Source organism: Escherichia sp. E2661 (assembly GCF_004745185.1).
Classification (GTDB): Bacteria; Pseudomonadota; Gammaproteobacteria; order Enterobacterales; family Enterobacteriaceae; genus Escherichia.
This window is the reverse complement of sequence record NZ_PDIG01000038.1, coordinates 92,186-109,384: the sequence shown is the minus strand read 5'-3', so window position 1 is coordinate 109,384 and position 17,199 is coordinate 92,186. Positions and strand designations below refer to the sequence as shown.

The following is a 17,199-nucleotide window of genomic DNA, read 5'->3' as shown; positions in this document are numbered from 1 at the left end:
TAAGATATGTTCGATTTTTCGAAGGTCGTGGATCGTCATGGCACATGGTGCACACAGTGGGATTATGTCGCTGACCGTTTCGGCACTGCTGACCTGTTACCGTTCACGATTTCAGACATGGATTTTGCCACGGCTCCCTGCATTATCGAGGCGCTGAATCAGCGCCTGATGCACGGCGTGTTTGGATACAGTCGCTGGAAAAACGATGAATTTCTCGCGGCTATCGCCCACTGGTTTTCCACACAGCATTACACCGCCATTGATACGCAGTCGGTGGTATATGGCCCTTCCGTTATCTATATGGTGTCGGAACTGATTCGTCAGTGGTCCGCTGTCGGTGAAGGTGTGGTGATCCATACCCCGGCCTACGACGCATTTTACAAAGCCATTGAAGGTAATCAGCGCACTGTGATGCCCGTTGCTTTAGAGAAGCGGGTTGATGGCTGGTTTTGCGATATGGGCAAACTGGAAGCCGTGTTGGCGAAACCGGAATGTAAAATTATGCTCCTGTGTAGCCCTCAGAATCCTACCGGTAAAGTCTGGACTTGCGATGAACTGGAAACAATGGCTGACCTGTGCGAACGCTATGGTGTGCGCGTTATCTCCGATGAAATCCATATGGATATGGTATGGGGTGAGCAACCGCATATTCCCTGGAGCAATGTAGCTCGCGGCGACTGGGCGCTACTAACTTCTGGTTCGAAAAGTTTCAATATTCCGGCTCTGACCGGGGCTTACGGGATTATTGAAAATAACGACAGCCGTGAAGCGTATTTATCGGCCCTGAAAAGCCGTGATGGGCTTTCCTCCCCTGCGGTACTGGCGTTAACCGCTCATATCGCTGCCTATCAGCAAGGCGCACCGTGGCTTGATGCCTTACGCGTCTATCTGAAAGATAACCTGACGTATATCGCAGAGACGATGAACGCCGCGTTCCCTGAACTCAACTGGCAGATTCCCCAATCCACTTATCTCGCATGGCTTGATTTACGTCCGTTGAACATTGATGACAACGCGTTGCAAAAAGCCCTGATTGAACAAGAAAAAGTCGCAATCATGCCGGGATATACCTACGGTGAAGAAGGCCGTGGCTTTGTTCGGCTCAATGCCGGATGCCCACGTTCTAAACTGGAAAAAGGTGTCGCTGGATTAATTAACGCCATCCGAGCTGTACGCTAATTGCGATTGCGCAACGCAAATAATCGTTGCGCAATCGTAGATTTTTACCCTGCTTTGTTTTTATAATGGTGCGCACTTTTATATCCAGAAAAAGAGTGCGACCATGATTGATACCACCCTGCCATTAACTGATATCCATCGCCACCTTGATGGCAACATTCGTCCCCAGACCATCCTTGAACTTGGCCGCCAGTATAATATCTCGCTACCTGCACAATCCCTGGAAACGATAATTCCACACGTTCAGGTCATTGCCAACGAACCCGATCTGGTGAGTTTTCTGACTAAGCTTGACTGGGGCGTTAAAGTTCTCGCCTCGCTCGACGCATGCCGTCGCGTGGCGTTTGAAAATATTGAAGATGCTGCCCGAAACGGTCTGCACTATGTCGAACTGCGTTTTTCGCCAGGTTATATGGCAATGACGCATCAGTTGCCTGTTGCGGGTGTTGTCGAAGCCGTTATTGACGGCGTACGTGAAGGTTGCCGCACCTTTGGTGTGCAGGCGAAACTTATCGGCATTATGAGCCGGACCTTTGGCGAAGCTGCCTGCCAGCAAGAGCTGGAGGCATTTTTAGCCCACCGTGATCAGATTACCGCACTGGATTTAGCCGGTGATGAACTTGGTTTTCCGGGGAGTTTGTTCCTCTCTCACTTCAACCACGCGCGTGATGCAGGCTGGCATATTACCGTCCACGCAGGCGAAGCTGCCGGGGCAGAAAGTATCTGGCAAGCCATTCGTGAACTGGGAGCTGAACGCATTGGGCATGGCGTAAAAGCCATTGAAGACCGGGCGCTGATGGATTTCCTCGCCGAGCAACAAATTGGCATAGAATCCTGCCTGACCTCCAATATTCAGACCAGTACCGTGGCATCTCTGGCGACACATCCGCTGAAAACGTTCCTTGAGCATGGTATCTGCGCCAGTATTAACACCGACGACCCGGGTGTTCAGGGCGTCGATATCATTCACGAATATACCGTTGCCGCGCCCGCTGCAGGTTTATCTCGCGAGCAAATCCGCCAGGCGCAGATTAATGGTCTGGAAATGGCTTTCCTCAGCGCAGAGGAAAAACGCGCACTGCGAGAAAAAGTCGCAGCGAAGTAACAAAAATGGATGGTGCTAATTGCACCATCCCCTTTTCAAGCAAGGCACAAAGTCGAGCGATGTTTGGCGGATTCGATGCCCAGCTCAATCAACTCCATTACCTGAATGGCCTGACTTGCTGGCACCGGGTTTTCACCGTCGCCATTCAACGCATCACGAATGGCAGCATAGTAAGCCGGATAATTCCCCGGCACGGTCAACAGCGTTTCTTCAACACGTTCCTCGCCTTCAACGCGGGTTAGTACACCGTCACGCATATCGTAGCCCCAGTCTTCCTGCGGCAGACGCTCACCATTTTTCAACCGCTCTTCCTGCGGATCGAGGCCGTATTTAACATAGCTGCCACGGGAGCCATGCACGATATAACGTGCTGACTCAGCTGCCGCCAACATGGTGCCGTGTAAAATGACCCGCCGCTGTGGGTAGGACAAAATGGCGTGGAAATAATCAGTCGACTGCGCCCCCGGGCGCAACTGTGCTAAATCCACCGTCATACTGACGGGTAAGCCAAAAAGCGTAATAGCTTGATCGAGCAAATGCGGTGCCAAATCATACCAGATACCGCTGCCAGGGCCGCCCTGTTCACGCCAGCGATCGCGCACCTGCGGCCGGAAGCGGTCAAAATGAGACTCAAAGTACGCAACTTCACCCAGCGAGCCTTCTGCGAGCAAACCTTTTAGTGTCAAAAAATCGCTATCCCAGCGACGATTATGAAACACCGACAATACGCGACCCAGACTTTTTGCTAACGCATCCAGTTCTCGAGCTTGTGACAGTGTCACGGTAAAAGGCTTGTCGACGACCACATGTTTACCCGCTTCAAGCGCCGCTTTGGCTAACGGGAAATGGGTATCATTTGGTGTGGGAATGACAATCAAGTCTATGTTGGGATCATTAAAAAGATGCTTTGGTTCAGAGACAACCGTCACTGTTGGCCAGTCGGCTTTTACTTTTGTTTCGTCACTGCTGGAAATTACTGCCAGTTCTAGTCCGGGCGTGCCCGCAATCAGGGGCGCATGGAAGGTTTTGCTCGCATAACCATACCCAATCAACCCAACACGGATGTTGTCGCTCATGTCATTGCCTCTCAGAGAAGTACGATCGCTATTTGACACTATCCTTTACCCTCTCTCAACAGTTTAATAACCTGCCCGCAATAAGGGATGTTATTTAACTTAAGTCAAAGAAATGGCGAATTTTCTAATGATAAAAGCTAAATATCGCAAAAACCTCAGCAAAAATCTTGCTGGGGCAATTATTGCTAAGTAACATTTACCCCCTGAAGTTAATGGATCACTCAACATAGATGTGGGCAGTAATGAATCGTCTTATTGAATTAACAGGTTGGATCGTTCTTGTCGTTTCTGTCATTCTCCTTGGCGTGGCGAGTCACATTGACAACTACCAGCCGCCAGAACAGAGTACAACAGTACAACATAAGTAATACCTGCACTTGCAGACCAGCATGCAGCCCGTCCGGATGCATGTTTTAACTTGTCGGGTATTAAACCAGGAATTTATTATCTTGTGGTGTGTTGTCGGCGATTGGCAGGGATAGTAAAGCGCGTTACTCTTTTCATGACAGTATTTTATCCCTGAATATTTACCATCAGCACATTCTTATTATTGTTATTACATAAGCGTTCACTTTTGGTGAAGTTTTATCATTACATATAATACCTACCACTTTGGTATTAATTATTTTATGGGCCTTTTATGACTGTTCAGGACTACTTATTAAAATTTCGCAAAATCAGTTCACTCGAAAGCCTGGAAAAACTCTACGATCATCTTAATTACACACTGACCGACGATCAGGACCTTATCAACATGTATCGCGCCGCCGATCACCGCCGCGCAGAGCTGGTGTCTGGCGGGCGTTTGTTTGACCTGGGCCAGGTGCCGAAGTCCGTCTGGCATTATGTCCAATAAAGAAAGTAGCGATTGATAATAAAAACCTTATAATAACGCCCCTAAAATTAGATTTGCCTGTTTGCTGTCGCTATTCTGGAGAACCTATGACCACCACAACGCCACAACGTATTGGAGGCTGGTTGCTTGGCCCTTTGGCCTGGCTGTTAGTCGCTCTATTGAGTACGACGCTGACGCTGTTACTGTATACCGCAGCGTTATCTTCTCCTCAAACATATAAAACGATCGGCGAACAAGCACTGACAACGCAAATCTTATGGGGCGTTTCTTTTATTACCGCCATCGCCATGTGGTATTACACTTTGTGGTTGACCATCGCTTTCTTTAAACGTCGGCGTTGTGTTCCTAAACACTATATTATCTGGCTACTGATCTCCGTATTACTGGCTGTTAAAACCTTCGCTTTTTCGCCAGTTGCAGATGGCGTAGCCGTGCGCCAGTTGTTGTTTACTTTGCTGGCAACCGCATTGATAGTCCCCTATTTCAAACGCTCGTTGCGGGTCAAAGCGACGTTTGTGAATCCGTAATAACCTTACAGTTAACCTGTTGTCGCCTGCTCTGGATTAACGGATAATAGGCGGCTTTTTTATTTCAGGCCGAAAAATGACTGACTACCTGTTACTGTTTGTCGGAACTGTACTGGTCAATAACTTTGTACTGGTTAAGTTTCTGGGCCTCTGTCCGTTTATGGGCGTTTCCAAAAAACTGGAAACTGCAATGGGGATGGGGCTGGCAACAACATTTGTGATGACGCTGGCGTCAATTTGCGCCTGGCTTATCGATACGTGGATCTTGATTCCACTCAATCTGATTTACCTGCGCACGCTAGCGTTTATTTTAGTGATCGCTGTTGTCGTGCAGTTCACCGAGATGGTAGTGCGTAAAACCAGCCCGGTGCTTTATCGTCTGCTGGGGATTTTTCTGCCGCTTATTACCACCAACTGTGCAGTGCTTGGTGTCGCGTTGCTGAATATTAATCTCGGGCATAATTTCTTGCAGTCGGCGCTGTACGGTTTTTCAGCAGCTGTCGGCTTCTCGTTGGTGATGGTGCTTTTCGCAGCCATCCGCGAGCGCCTGGCTGTGGCTGATGTCCCGGCACCTTTTCGTGGTAATGCCATTGCGCTGATTACCGCAGGTCTTATGTCTCTGGCCTTTATGGGCTTTAGTGGTTTGGTGAAGTTGTAATGAATGCTATCTGGATTGCCGTTGCCGCCATAAGCCTGCTGGGCCTGGCGTTTGGCGCCATTCTGGGTTATGCCTCCCGCCGTTTTGCGGTGGAAGACGATCCGGTCGTTGAGAAAATTGACGAAATTTTACCGCAGAGCCAGTGTGGTCAATGCGGTTATCCTGGCTGTCGCCCGTATGCGGAGGCTATCAGTTGCAACGGTGAAAAAATCAATCGCTGCGCCCCTGGTGGCGAAGCAGTAATGCTGAAAATTGCCGAGTTGCTCAACGTCGAACCACAGCCGCTGGATGGCGAAGCGCAAGAGTTGACGCCTGCGCGTATGGTAGCGGTTATCGATGAAAATAACTGTATTGGCTGCACTAAGTGTATTCAGGCGTGTCCGGTGGACGCCATTGTCGGTGCTACCCGAGCAATGCATACCGTCATGAGCGATCTGTGCACAGGTTGTAATCTGTGTGTAGACCCATGCCCAACGCATTGCATCTCCTTACAACCGGTTGCAGAAACGCCAGACAGCTGGAAATGGGATCTGAACACCATTCCCGTGCGCATCATTCCCGTGGAACACCATGCTTAAGTTATTCTCTGCTTTCAAAAAAAATAAAATCTGGGACTTCGATGGCGGCATTCATCCACCGGAGATGAAAACTCAGTCCAACGGTACTCCCCTGCGCCAGGTTCCGCTGGCGCAGCGATTTGTTATTCCACTGAAACAGCATATTGGTGCTGAAGGCGAGCTGTGCGTTAACGTTGGTGATAAGGTACTGCGCGGACAGCCACTCACCCGTGGACGCGGCAAAATGCTACCGGTTCACGCGCCCACTTCGGGTACCGTTACTGCTATTGCGCGCCACTCTACTGCCCATCCATCGGCATTGGCTGAATTAAGCGTGATTATTGACGCCGATGGGGAAGATTGCTGGATCCCACGTGACGGTTGGACCGATTACCGCTCACGCACTCGGGAAGAATTAATCGAACGCATTCATCAATTTGGCGTCGCCGGACTGGGTGGTGCTGGCTTCCCTACTGGCGTTAAATTGCAGGGCGGCGGCGATAAAATCGAAACGTTGATCATTAATGCCGCAGAATGCGAGCCGTATATTACCGCCGATGACCGCTTGATGCAGGATTGCGCCGCCCAGGTCGTGGAAGGTATTCGCATTCTTGCGCATATTCTACAGCCACGCGAAATTCTGATCGGCATTGAAGATAACAAACCGCAGGCAATTTCCATGCTGCGTGCGGTGTTGGCGGATTCTCACGATATTTCTCTGCGAGTTATTCCGACCAAATATCCCTCTGGCGGCGCCAAACAGTTAACCTACATCCTGACCGGAAAGCAGGTTCCACACGGCGGTCGTTCATCAGATATCGGCGTGTTAATGCAAAACGTCGGCACGGCTTACGCAGTGAAACGAGCCGTTATTGATGGCGAGCCGATTACCGAGCGTGTCGTAACGCTAACTGGCGAAGCAATTGCACGCCCCGGCAACGTCTGGGCACGACTGGGTACGCCGGTCCGTCATTTATTGAACGATGCAGGATTCTGCCCTTCTGCCGATCAAATGGTGATTATGGGCGGCCCGCTAATGGGCTTTACCTTGCCGTGGCTGGATGTCCCGGTCGTAAAAATAACCAACTGTTTACTGGCACCGTCTGCCAATGAACTTGGCGAACCACAGGAAGAACAAAGCTGCATCCGTTGTAGCGCCTGTGCTGATGCCTGCCCTGCAGATCTCCTGCCGCAACAGTTGTACTGGTTCAGCAAAGGTCAGCAGCACGATAAAGCCACCACACATAACATTGCCGATTGTATTGAATGCGGGGCCTGTGCGTGGGTTTGCCCAAGCAATATCCCTCTTGTGCAATATTTCCGTCAGGAAAAAGCCGAGATTGCCGCCATTCGTCAGGAAGAAAAACGCGCAGCCGAAGCAAAAGCGCGCTTTGAAGCTCGTCAGGCACGTCTGGAACGTGAAAAAGCCGCACGTCTTGAACGACACAAGAACGCGGCGGTTCAACCTGCGGCCAAAGACAAAGATGCGATTGCTGCCGCACTGGCACGCGTAAAAGAAAAACAGGCCCAGGCCACACAGCCTATTGTGATTAAAGCGGGCGAACGCCCGGATAACAGCGCGATTATTGCGGCACGGGAAGCGCGTAAAGCGCAAGCCAGAGCGAAACAGGCTGAATTGCAACAGACTAACGAAGCCTCAACCGTTGCCGATCCACGTAAAACTGCCGTTGAAGCGGCTATTGCCCGTGCCAAAGCACGCAAGCAGGAGCAACAGCCTGCTAACGAAGAGCCGCAGGAACAGGTTGATCCGCGTAAAGCTGCCGTCGAAGCCGCTATCGCCCGTGCTAAAGCGCGCAAGCTGGAACAGCAGCAGGCCAACGTAGAGCAGGAAGAACAGGTTGATCCCCGCAAAGCTGCAGTTGCCGCGGCTATCGCCCGGGTTCAGGCAAAAAAAGCCGCTCAGCAAAAGGTTGTAAACGAGGACTAAATGGTATTCAGAATAGCTAGCTCCCCTTATACCCATAACCAGCGCCAGACATCGCGCATCATGCTGCTGGTGCTGGTCGCAACCGTTCCAGGTATCGCTGCGCAACTGTGGTTTTTTGGCTGGGGTACTCTCGTTCAACTCCTGTTGGCCTCGGTCAGTGCACTCTTAGCCGAAGCCCTCGTACTCAAACTGCGCAAGCAATCTGTAGCTGCAACCTTAAAAGATAACTCAGCATTGCTAACGGGCTTATTACTGGCGGTAAGTATTCCGCCTCTTGCGCCGTGGTGGATGGTGGTACTCGGCACGGTGTTTGCCGTAATCATCGCTAAACAGCTGTATGGCGGTCTGGGGCAAAATCCGTTTAACCCGGCAATGATTGGTTATGTGGTATTACTGATCTCCTTCCCGGTGCAGATGACCAGCTGGTTGCCGCCGCATGAGATTGCGGTCAACATCCCTGGATTCATTGACGCTGTACAGATTATCTTCAGCGGTCATACCGCCAGTGGTGGTGATATGAACACACTTCGCTTAGGTATCGATGGCATTAGCCAGGCGACACCGCTGGATACGTTCAAAACATCTGTACGCGCCGGTCATTCGGTTGAGCAGATTATGCAGTATCCAATCTACAGCGGTGTTCTCGCGGGCGCTGGCTGGCAATGGGTAAACCTCGCCTGGCTGGTTGGTGGCGTGTGGCTGCTATGGCAGAAAGCGATTCGTTGGCATATTCCCGTCAGTTTCTTAGTGACATTGGCCCTGTGCGCAACGCTGGGTTGGTTGTTCGCCCCCGAAACACTAGCTTCGCCGCAGATTCATTTGCTGTCTGGCGCAACCATGCTCGGTGCATTCTTTATTCTGACCGATCCAGTAACCGCGTCTACCACCAATCGTGGTCGTCTGATTTTCGGTGCGCTGGCGGGATTATTAGTCTGGCTGATCCGCAGTTTTGGTGGCTATCCTGACGGCGTTGCCTTTGCTGTCCTGCTGGCGAACATCACGGTTCCTCTGATCGATTACTACACGCGTCCACGCGTATACGGCCATCGCAAAGGATAAACCATGCTGAAGACTATCCGAAAACACGGTATTACGCTGGCGCTGTTCGCCGCTGGTTCAACAGGTTTAACGGCTGCCATCAACCAGATGACCAAAGCCACGATTGCTGAACAGGCTAGCCTGCAACAAAAAGCGTTATTTGATCAGGTGTTACCAGCCGATCGCTATAACAACGAGCTGGCCCAAAGTTGCTATATAGTGACTGCGCCAGAGTTAGGAAAAGGTGAACATCGGATTTACATCGCGAAACAGGATGATAAACCGGTAGCTGCCGTTCTGGAGGCCACCGCGCCGGATGGTTATTCCGGTGCGATTCAGTTGTTGGTTGGGGCCGATTTTAACGGCACGGTACTTGGCACCCGCGTGACAGAACATCACGAAACGCCGGGACTTGGCGACAAAATCGAACTGCGCCTTTCTGACTGGATCACCCATTTTGCGGGTAAACAAATCAGCAGTGCGGATGACGCTCACTGGGCGGTGAAGAAAGATGGTGGTGATTTCGACCAGTTCACCGGGGCGACCATTACGCCTCGCGCGGTGGTGAATGCGGTAAAACGCGCCGGATTGTATGCCCAAACGTTGCCAGCACAACTTTCTCAACTTCCTGCCTGTGGAGAATAAACCGTGAGCGAAATTAAAGACGTTATTGTTCAGGGGTTATGGAAGAACAACTCCGCGCTGGTCCAGTTACTTGGCCTCTGTCCGCTGCTGGCGGTCACTTCCACTGCCACCAACGCACTGGGTTTAGGGCTTGCGACAACGCTGGTGTTGACTCTCACCAACCTGACCATCTCGACGCTGCGTCACTGGACGCCAGCCGAAATCCGAATCCCGATTTACGTGATGATCATCGCCTCGGTGGTCAGCGCCGTACAAATGCTGATTAACGCATACGCCTTTGGCCTGTATCAATCGTTAGGGATTTTTATTCCTCTGATTGTCACTAACTGTATCGTTGTTGGCCGTGCGGAAGCCTTCGCTGCAAAAAAAGGTCCGGCGCTCTCCGCACTTGATGGTTTTTCGATAGGCATGGGCGCAACCTGCGCCATGTTCGTACTGGGTTCACTACGCGAAATCATCGGCAACGGAACATTGTTTGACGGTGCCGATGCGCTGTTGGGTAGCTGGGCCAAAGTACTTCGGGTAGAGATCTTCCATACCGATTCTCCCTTCCTGTTAGCAATGTTACCGCCAGGCGCATTCATTGGTCTGGGGCTGATGCTGGCGGGAAAATATCTGATTGATGAAAGAATGAAAAAAGCGCCGCGCTGAAGCAGCTGCTACACGCGAGTTGCCAAACGGTGAAACAGGGAATGTCTGATGAACAAAGCAAAACGACTGGAGATCCTCACTCGCCTGCGTGAGAACAACCCTCATCCTACAACCGAACTTAATTTCAGTTCGCCTTTTGAATTATTAATTGCTGTACTGCTTTCCGCCCAGGCGACCGATGTCAGCGTCAATAAGGCGACGGCAAAGCTTTACCCGGTGGCCAATACACCTGCCGCAATGCTCGAACTGGGCGTCGATGGGGTTAAAACGTATATCAAAACCATTGGGCTATATAACAGCAAAGCAGAAAATATCATCAAAACCTGCCGTATTTTGCTCGAACAGCATAATGGCGAAGTTCCGGAAGATCGCGCTGCGCTGGAAGCCCTGCCCGGTGTAGGGCGTAAAACAGCAAACGTGGTATTGAATACTGCTTTCGGTTGGCCGACCATTGCTGTAGATACGCACATTTTCCGCGTCTGTAATCGCACCCAATTTGCACCGGGGAAAAATGTCGAACAGGTTGAAGAAAAACTACTCAAAGTGGTTCCGGCAGAATTCAAAGTCGATTGCCACCACTGGTTAATCCTCCACGGGCGTTACACCTGTATTGCCCGCAAGCCTCGCTGTGGCTCCTGCATTATTGAAGATCTTTGTGAATACAAAGAGAAAGTTGACATCTGACGAAAAAGGGGTAACATCGTTATCCCATTCATAACTATTTCTCATCCTCTTATAAAACATCTTGTTAACGACAATGATGCCCGCCTCGCGGCATCATTGTCAGGCAATCCGTTTGTGAATAACCAAAAATGCAGGTTAATTGTTTTTTTAATAGCGAAATTTTCTATCTATTCGTGATCAAGATCACATTGATGTCACAATGTAAAAATATTGCTCTGTTTAAGTTAAATTTGACAAGGTATTGATTCAACCAGGGCATAAACCTACAAAACATTACACTGTCTATTTTTCAGATAATGGACTATCTCACTACATAAAACACCTTACAGTAGAACATATCGCCAAATATCAGTATCTCCCCTCTTCTGGTAGTGAAAAAATCTGCCGTTGCGTTTTTTGAAAAATTTAACGCTGGATAACATTTCAATGGGCCGATGATTTCTCCATGCCAGTTATATGTAACAGATTATTACAAAGGACTTGTCTGAAAGTGCAAGATAGTGAACATTACCTGCCGTTTCCCCTCCCACTATAACAATTGCGCGTATGTTTATTAGACATCACGCGAGAAAGCACCCCCGTTAATATGGGATGTAAAAAAAGAGGTAAAAGTGTCCACTGCAAACCAAAAACCAACAGAAAGCGTTAGTTTGAACGCTTTCAAACAACCGAAGGCGTTCTATCTCATCTTCTCGATCGAGTTATGGGAACGCTTTGGTTATTACGGCCTACAAGGAATTATGGCTGTTTACCTGGTTAAACAACTGGGTATGTCCGAAGCGGATTCAATCACACTTTTCTCTTCCTTTAGCGCCCTGGTTTATGGTCTTGTCGCTATTGGTGGTTGGTTAGGCGATAAAGTACTGGGTACAAAACGCGTCATTATGCTTGGTGCTATTGTGCTGGCTATTGGCTATGCGCTGGTTGCCTGGTCTGGTCACGATGCCGGTATCGTCTATATGGGTATGGCGGCAATTGCGGTCGGTAACGGCCTGTTTAAAGCCAACCCGTCTTCACTGCTGTCAACTTGCTACGAGAAAAACGATCCACGTCTGGACGGTGCATTTACCATGTACTACATGTCCGTCAACATCGGTTCGTTCTTCTCTATGATTGCAACGCCGTGGTTAGCAGCCAAGTATGGCTGGAGCGTCGCATTCGCCCTTAGCGTAGTTGGTCTGTTGATCACCATCGTTAACTTCGCCTTTTGCCAACGCTGGGTTAAGCAGTACGGTTCAAAACCTGACTTCGAGCCGATCAACTACCGCAATCTGCTGTTAACCATTATTGGTGTTGTCGCGCTGATTGCTATTGCCACCTGGCTGCTGCACAACCAGGACGTTGCGCGTATGGCGCTGGGCGTTGTTGCCTTCGGTATCGTGGTTATCTTCGGTAAAGAAGCCTTCGCGATGAAAGGTGCTGCGCGTCGTAAAATGATCGTTGCCTTCATCCTGATGCTTGAAGCAATCATCTTCTTCGTGCTGTACAGCCAGATGCCGACGTCTCTGAACTTCTTTGCAATCCGTAATGTTGAGCACACCATTCTGGGCCTGGCAGTAGAACCTGAACAGTATCAGGCACTGAACCCGTTCTGGATCATCATCGGTAGCCCGATTCTCGCCGCTATCTATAACAAGATGGGCGATACCCTGCCGATGCCGACTAAGTTTGCTATCGGTATGGTGATGTGTTCTGGCGCGTTCCTGATCCTGCCACTGGGCGCGAAATTCGCCTCTGACGCCGGTATCGTGTCTGTAAGCTGGCTGGTCGCAAGCTATGGCCTGCAGAGTATCGGTGAACTGATGATCTCCGGTCTGGGTCTGGCAATGGTTGCTCAGCTCGTTCCACAGCGTCTGATGGGCTTTATTATGGGTAGCTGGTTCCTGACCACTGCCGGTGCAAACCTGATTGGTGGTTATGTTGCGGGTATGATGGCTGTACCGGATAACGTAACCGATCCGCTGATGTCGCTGGAAGTATATGGCCGCGTATTCTTACAGATTGGTGTTGCTACTGCTGTTATTGCAGTGCTGATGCTGCTGACCGCGCCGAAACTGCATCGTATGACTCAGGACGATGCTGCTGATAAAGCGGCGAAAGCTGCCGTAGCGTAAATTTCAGGGAAACTCTTTTACAAGCCGCTAACTTTTCGTTAGCGGCTTTTTTTTTGTTCAGCAACGCACTACCATACTTTAAACCACAGCCAAAAGGAGTTACCGATGAAACTGTTCTACAAACCGGGCGCCTGCTCTCTTGCTTCCCATATCATCCTGCGTGAGAGCGGAAAGGACTTTACGCTCACCAGTGTGGATTTAATGAAAAAACGTCTGGAAAACGGCGATGATTATTTTGCGATTAATCCTAAAGGGCAGGTTCCTGCTCTGCTGCTGGACGATGGCACTCTGCTCACGGAAGGCGTGGCCATTATGCAGTATCTTGCCGACAGCGTCCCCGACCGCCAGTTACTGGCTCCGGTAAACAGTATTTCTCGCTATAAAACCATCGAATGGCTGAACTATATCGCCACTGAGTTGCATAAAGGCTTTACTCCGCTGTTTCACCCGGCTACACCGGAAGAGTTCAAGCCGACTGCACGCGCACAGCTGGAGAAAAAACTGCAGTACGTTAACGATGCGCTGAAAGAGGATAACTGGATTTGCGGGCAACGTTTTACTATTGCTGACGCCTATCTGTTTACTGTACTGCGCTGGGCATATGGGGTGAAATTGAATCTGGAAGGTTTAGAGCATATTGCCGCCTATATGCAGCGTATGGCTGAACGTCCGACGGTAAAAGCCGCGCTAACAGCAGAAGGCTTGCAGTAATGGTTTATCGGCCCGCAGGATACTGTGGGCCGACAAGACACTTTTCAGAGCTTCGTCGCACTGAAGTAGTGTTCTGGTTTAGCAATACGATCCTGGGCAGCTACAACTTGCAGCTCATATTCCTGCATTGCTTTGGTGGTTACCATAATTTCGTATACCGCCGCGGTCACATGCTCCAGCGCCTGCTGCAACGTTGCGCCCTGTAGTAGTTTCACCAGCAGTAACCCGCTCGTCACATCACCAACACCTACTGGCTGACGCGTGCCAAAATCTACCAGAGGACGGTCGATATGCCATGCTTCATCGGCAGTGACCAGCAGCATTTCAAAACGTTCTGTGCTGTAACCGGCACGCGCCAGATGTTTCACCAGTACGATTTCAGGCCCCTGAGCAATAAGTTCGCGCGCAGCTTTAACCGCATCTTCGACGTTATGTACCGGATGCTCGCAGAGGATTTCCAGCTCAACCAGATTAGGCGCGATGATATCGCTGGCAGGAAGACCGTGACGCACGTGGAACTCCGCCACACCTGGCGCAACGATACAGCCTTTTTCGGGGTGTCCCATTACCGGATCGCAAAAATATTTCGCCTGCGGGTTCGCCGCTTTCACCTGACGGACAATACCGAGGATATGCTCGCCCTGCTCCGCCGACCCCAGATAGCCGCTTAATACAGCATCACAAGTGTGCAACTTATCGATGGCAGCAATGCCTTGCACAATTTCGGTTAAATGGCTGGGCGGCATAACACAGCCGGTCCATTTGCCGTATTGGGTGTGATTAGAAAATTGAACGGTGTTGAGCGGCCAGACATTCGCGCCCAGGCGGCGCATTGGAAACTCTGCCGCGCTGTTACCCGCATGACCATAGACAACGTGAGACTGGATAGCGAGAATATTTTTCATCGTGCTCCCTGTATAAAAATCAGGGGGAGTGATTTCTCACCCCCCCTTTCCACTTAATGCATTATTTCCAGCAAATCAGACAGTAATTCTTTTTGCCGCGACGAAGTAAGGTATAACGACCAAACAGATGATCTTCTTCTTTAAAGAAGTATTCTGGATCGGACTGTTTTTCACCATTAATGGTGATGGCATTAGAGGCGATAGTTTTACGCGCCTGACCACGAGAAGGTTGCAGTTCAGAATCAACCAACGCCTGCATCAGATCAGCGCCTTTTTCCATCTCTACCATCGGTACGCCGTCCTGCGCCAGTTGTTCGAAGTCCGCTTCACTTAGCGCACTCAGAGAACCGCTGAACAGGCACTCGGTAATACGTTTCGCAGCTTGCAGACCTTCTTCACCGTGAACCAGACGCGTCACCTGCTCCGCCAGCACATACTGAGCGCGCGGCGCTTTACCGCTGTTTTTGTCTTCTTCTTCGAGGGCATTGATCTCTTCAATGCTCATAAAGGTAAAGAACTTCAGGAAGCGGTAAACGTCAGCATCAGCAGTATTGATCCAGAACTGGTAGAACTTGTACGGACTGGTTTTCTTCGGATCCAGCCATACTGCACCACCTTCAGTTTTACCGAACTTAGTGCCGTCTGCTTTGGTGATCAGCGGAACGGTCAGGCCAAACACCTGGTTCTGATGCAGACGACGGGTCAGATCGATACCAGAGGTGATGTTACCCCACTGGTCAGAACCGCCGATTTGCAGCACCACACCGTACTGTTTGTTCAGGCAGGCAAAGTCATAGCCCTGCAACAGGTTGTAGGAAAACTCGGTAAACGAAATCCCCTGATCTTCACGGTTGAGACGCTGTTTAACCGCTTCTTTGTTGATCATCTGGTTAACGGAGAAGTGCTTGCCGATATCGCGCAGGAAGGTCAGCACATTCATATTGCCGAACCAGTCATAGTTGTTCGCTGCGATAGCAGAGTTTTCTCCGCAGTCGAAATCGAGGAACGGGGCAACCTGCTTGCGGATTTTGTCCACCCACTCCTGAACAGTTTCTTCAGTGTTCAGCTTACGCTCGGCAGCTTTGAAGCTCGGGTCGCCAATCAGACCCGTGGCGCCGCCTACCAGCGCAACCGGCTTGTGGCCCGCCTGCTGGAAGCGTTTCAGGCATAACAATGGAACAAGATGCCCCAAATGCAAGCTGTCAGCGGTAGGATCGAAGCCGCAATAGAGCGCGATCGGGCCTTGCGCCAGTCGCTCTGCTAACGCTTCTTCGTCCGTCACCTGGGCCACTAGCCCCCGCTCTTGCAATTGTTTAATCAAGTTACTGCTTGCCATCAAAATCTCCATGTATATAACGACTGCACCTTTGCCGGTACACGACTTTTCGCCAGATGCGAAAGAGACATAGAATAAAGTGCCGGAATCAGGAGTACCAGCGATTAAAGCAAGATTTTTGCATCTTTTCAGGGTGCGAGGCGATCGATTTTCCACGCCTCGTTTTCACGCTGGTACAAAAAGCGGTCATGCAGCCGATGCTCACCGCCCTGCCAGAACTCAATCTGTTCAAGGCTGACGCGAAAACCGCCCCAAAAACTCGGCAACGGCACTTCGCCCTGCTGAAACTTCTGCTTCAATTCCAGGAATTTGCTTTCAAGGATCCCACGCGCAGAAATACGGCTGGACTGCTTCGATACCCACGCGCCAATCTGGCTATCACGCGGGCGGCTATGAAAATATTTCATCACTTCGAGAGTCGAAAGACGTTCCGCTTTACCGGTAACCATCACCTGGCGTTCCAGGGTATGCCACGGAAAAAGCAGGCTAACGCGCGGATTATTTTCGATTTGGTGTGCTTTACGGCTGCCAAGGTTGGTGTAAAACACCATCCCTTTTTCATCGTAATGTTTTAGTAAAACAATGCGCTGATAGGGTTGGCCATGTTCATCAACGGTGGCGACGACCATCGCAGTAGGATCGGCCAGTTTGGCTTCACAGGCCTGAGAAAGCCAGCGTTCAAAAAGGGTTAAAGGATCGGCGGGAAGATCGCGGCGGCGTAAACCGCCTTTAGTGTATTCGCGGCGCAGATGCGCGATTTGCTGCAATTCGTCGTTATCAGCCATGGTTTTCTTTACAAATTGTCAGTGGGTGACGCTATTGTGCGCCGCCCCTGGAAAAATCTCAACGCTGTGGATTTTGTAACTGACAGTTATTCAAGACGATGCGGTCACGTTTATAGACCGTCGCCTCATCACCTTTTGACCAGAAAACGTAGATACCGTCGGTATAACGTGCGCCAGAAGCTGAAATACCCTGTTTAAGGTGCAGCAGTTGATTATCGTAAACAAAACTAACTTCCTGACGCGGATTATTCAGTTTGACCGTCAACGGTTTTTCATCACACTGGTATTCCAGCGTATCAGTTTGCATGCGCTCAACCAGTTGATTAAACGCGCCACAGCCGGTAAGAAATAGCGGCAGACAAAGTAGTAACAGTTTTTTCATAAACATATCCCGAAGACTTTCCTGGTCCGGAGGGCAAAAAAC

Annotated in this window: 18 protein-coding genes and 1 pseudogene; 14 read left to right on the top strand and 5 right to left on the bottom strand. The window is 50.3% G+C overall.

Annotated features, from left to right (window positions below):
* Nucleotides 1-6: 6 nt before the first annotated feature.
* The gene (gene malY / locus CRI63_RS21315; RefSeq protein WP_135492669.1) at nucleotides 7-1,179 is read left to right on the top strand and encodes a bifunctional maltose regulon transcriptional repressor/cystathionine beta-lyase MalY; all 1,173 of its coding nucleotides are present in this window, start codon (nucleotides 7-9) and stop codon (nucleotides 1,177-1,179) included.
* 103 nt (nucleotides 1,180-1,282) lie between these two features.
* The gene (add, locus tag CRI63_RS21310) at nucleotides 1,283-2,284 is read left to right on the top strand and encodes an adenosine deaminase (RefSeq protein WP_135520702.1); all 1,002 of its coding nucleotides are present in this window, start codon (nucleotides 1,283-1,285) and stop codon (nucleotides 2,282-2,284) included.
* Nucleotides 2,285-2,319: 35 nt separating this feature from the next.
* Here add and CRI63_RS21305 read toward each other — a convergent pair whose 3' ends face one another.
* Nucleotides 2,320-3,360 carry an oxidoreductase gene (locus CRI63_RS21305; protein WP_064530016.1) on the bottom strand — a complete coding sequence of 347 codons (1,041 nt, stop codon included), beginning with the start codon at nucleotides 3,358-3,360 and terminating at the stop codon, nucleotides 2,320-2,322.
* Nucleotides 3,361-3,602: 242 nt separating this feature from the next.
* Here CRI63_RS21305 and blr point away from each other — a divergent pair, with 242 nt between their 5' ends.
* From blr to gstA, 12 genes and pseudogenes are all read left to right on the top strand, one after another.
* Nucleotides 3,603-3,728 (top strand): division septum protein Blr, encoded by a 126-nt coding sequence (gene blr, locus CRI63_RS21300; RefSeq protein ID WP_001296096.1) that lies wholly within the window; start codon nucleotides 3,603-3,605, stop codon nucleotides 3,726-3,728.
* Nucleotides 3,729-4,000: 272 nt separating this feature from the next.
* Nucleotides 4,001-4,216 carry a transcription modulator YdgT gene (gene ydgT, locus CRI63_RS21295; RefSeq protein ID WP_064530017.1) on the top strand — a complete coding sequence of 72 codons (216 nt, stop codon included), beginning with the start codon at nucleotides 4,001-4,003 and terminating at the stop codon, nucleotides 4,214-4,216.
* An 86-nt stretch (nucleotides 4,217-4,302) separates the two neighbouring features.
* Complete coding sequence (locus CRI63_RS21290) at nucleotides 4,303-4,743, top strand: DUF2569 domain-containing protein (protein ID WP_130209359.1); 441 nt, start codon at nucleotides 4,303-4,305, stop codon at nucleotides 4,741-4,743.
* Nucleotides 4,744-4,819: 76 nt separating this feature from the next.
* The gene (gene rsxA, locus CRI63_RS21285; RefSeq protein WP_000133193.1) at nucleotides 4,820-5,401 is read left to right on the top strand and encodes an electron transport complex subunit RsxA; all 582 of its coding nucleotides are present in this window, start codon (nucleotides 4,820-4,822) and stop codon (nucleotides 5,399-5,401) included.
* Nucleotides 5,401-5,979: an electron transport complex subunit RsxB gene (rsxB, locus tag CRI63_RS21280; protein WP_130209361.1), complete on the top strand. Its 579-nt coding sequence runs from the start codon at nucleotides 5,401-5,403 to the stop codon at nucleotides 5,977-5,979. Before rsxA ends, rsxB begins: the two co-directional genes overlap by 1 nt.
* Nucleotides 5,972-7,906 (top strand): electron transport complex subunit RsxC, encoded by a 1,935-nt coding sequence (gene rsxC / locus CRI63_RS21275; protein ID WP_135520700.1) that lies wholly within the window; start codon nucleotides 5,972-5,974, stop codon nucleotides 7,904-7,906. Before rsxB ends, rsxC begins: the two co-directional genes overlap by 8 nt.
* Nucleotides 7,907-8,965, top strand: a complete 1,059-nt coding sequence (rsxD, locus tag CRI63_RS21270) for an electron transport complex subunit RsxD (protein WP_135520698.1) — start codon at nucleotides 7,907-7,909, stop codon at nucleotides 8,963-8,965. It abuts the gene before it with no gap.
* 3 nt (nucleotides 8,966-8,968) lie between these two features.
* The gene (gene rsxG / locus CRI63_RS21265) at nucleotides 8,969-9,589 is read left to right on the top strand and encodes an electron transport complex subunit RsxG (RefSeq protein ID WP_135520696.1); all 621 of its coding nucleotides are present in this window, start codon (nucleotides 8,969-8,971) and stop codon (nucleotides 9,587-9,589) included.
* 3 nt (nucleotides 9,590-9,592) lie between these two features.
* Nucleotides 9,593-10,289: pseudogene (gene rsxE / locus CRI63_RS21260) on the top strand (electron transport complex subunit RsxE).
* Nucleotides 10,289-10,924 carry an endonuclease III gene (nth, locus tag CRI63_RS21255; RefSeq protein WP_001030332.1) on the top strand — a complete coding sequence of 212 codons (636 nt, stop codon included), beginning with the start codon at nucleotides 10,289-10,291 and terminating at the stop codon, nucleotides 10,922-10,924. Before rsxE ends, nth begins: the two are co-directional and overlap by 1 nt.
* Nucleotides 10,925-11,535: 611 nt before the next feature.
* Nucleotides 11,536-13,038: a dipeptide/tripeptide permease DtpA gene (gene dtpA, locus CRI63_RS21250; RefSeq protein ID WP_064530078.1), complete on the top strand. Its 1,503-nt coding sequence runs from the start codon at nucleotides 11,536-11,538 to the stop codon at nucleotides 13,036-13,038.
* 105 nt (nucleotides 13,039-13,143) lie between these two features.
* Nucleotides 13,144-13,749 (top strand): glutathione transferase GstA, encoded by a 606-nt coding sequence (gstA, locus tag CRI63_RS21245; protein WP_135520694.1) that lies wholly within the window; start codon nucleotides 13,144-13,146, stop codon nucleotides 13,747-13,749.
* A 44-nt stretch (nucleotides 13,750-13,793) separates the two neighbouring features.
* Here gstA and pdxY read toward each other — a convergent pair whose 3' ends face one another.
* The 4 genes from pdxY to mliC form a co-directional block, all read right to left on the bottom strand.
* Nucleotides 13,794-14,654, bottom strand: a complete 861-nt coding sequence (gene pdxY / locus CRI63_RS21240) for a pyridoxal kinase PdxY (RefSeq protein WP_130219000.1) — start codon at nucleotides 14,652-14,654, stop codon at nucleotides 13,794-13,796.
* 61 nt (nucleotides 14,655-14,715) lie between these two features.
* The gene (gene tyrS, locus CRI63_RS21235) at nucleotides 14,716-15,990 is read right to left on the bottom strand and encodes a tyrosine--tRNA ligase (protein WP_135385930.1); all 1,275 of its coding nucleotides are present in this window, start codon (nucleotides 15,988-15,990) and stop codon (nucleotides 14,716-14,718) included.
* Between the two features lie 128 nt (nucleotides 15,991-16,118).
* Nucleotides 16,119-16,775: a pyridoxamine 5'-phosphate oxidase gene (gene pdxH, locus CRI63_RS21230; protein ID WP_130224736.1), complete on the bottom strand. Its 657-nt coding sequence runs from the start codon at nucleotides 16,773-16,775 to the stop codon at nucleotides 16,119-16,121.
* Between the two features lie 58 nt (nucleotides 16,776-16,833).
* Nucleotides 16,834-17,163, bottom strand: coding sequence for a C-type lysozyme inhibitor (gene mliC / locus CRI63_RS21225; protein WP_130208174.1), 330 nt, complete (start codon nucleotides 17,161-17,163; stop codon nucleotides 16,834-16,836).
* Nucleotides 17,164-17,199: the final 36 nt, after the last annotated feature.

Coding starts and splice junctions, on each gene's coding strand:
- malY (WP_135492669.1), top strand. CDS start 7: ATGTTCGATTTTTCGAAGGTCGTGGATCGTCATGGCACATGGTGCACA.
- add (WP_135520702.1), top strand. CDS start 1,283: ATGATTGATACCACCCTGCCATTAACTGATATCCATCGCCACCTTGAT.
- CRI63_RS21305 (WP_064530016.1), bottom strand. CDS start 3,360: ATGAGCGACAACATCCGTGTTGGGTTGATTGGGTATGGTTATGCGAGC.
- blr (WP_001296096.1), top strand. CDS start 3,603: ATGAATCGTCTTATTGAATTAACAGGTTGGATCGTTCTTGTCGTTTCT.
- ydgT (WP_064530017.1), top strand. CDS start 4,001: ATGACTGTTCAGGACTACTTATTAAAATTTCGCAAAATCAGTTCACTC.
- CRI63_RS21290 (WP_130209359.1), top strand. CDS start 4,303: ATGACCACCACAACGCCACAACGTATTGGAGGCTGGTTGCTTGGCCCT.
- rsxA (WP_000133193.1), top strand. CDS start 4,820: ATGACTGACTACCTGTTACTGTTTGTCGGAACTGTACTGGTCAATAAC.
- rsxB (WP_130209361.1), top strand. CDS start 5,401: ATGAATGCTATCTGGATTGCCGTTGCCGCCATAAGCCTGCTGGGCCTG.
- rsxC (WP_135520700.1), top strand. CDS start 5,972: ATGCTTAAGTTATTCTCTGCTTTCAAAAAAAATAAAATCTGGGACTTC.
- rsxD (WP_135520698.1), top strand. CDS start 7,907: ATGGTATTCAGAATAGCTAGCTCCCCTTATACCCATAACCAGCGCCAG.
- rsxG (WP_135520696.1), top strand. CDS start 8,969: ATGCTGAAGACTATCCGAAAACACGGTATTACGCTGGCGCTGTTCGCC.
- nth (WP_001030332.1), top strand. CDS start 10,289: ATGAACAAAGCAAAACGACTGGAGATCCTCACTCGCCTGCGTGAGAAC.
- gstA (WP_135520694.1), top strand. CDS start 13,144: ATGAAACTGTTCTACAAACCGGGCGCCTGCTCTCTTGCTTCCCATATC.
- pdxY (WP_130219000.1), bottom strand. CDS start 14,654: ATGAAAAATATTCTCGCTATCCAGTCTCACGTTGTCTATGGTCATGCG.
- tyrS (WP_135385930.1), bottom strand. CDS start 15,990: ATGGCAAGCAGTAACTTGATTAAACAATTGCAAGAGCGGGGGCTAGTG.
- pdxH (WP_130224736.1), bottom strand. CDS start 16,775: ATGGCTGATAACGACGAATTGCAGCAAATCGCGCATCTGCGCCGCGAA.
- mliC (WP_130208174.1), bottom strand. CDS start 17,163: ATGTTTATGAAAAAACTGTTACTACTTTGTCTGCCGCTATTTCTTACC.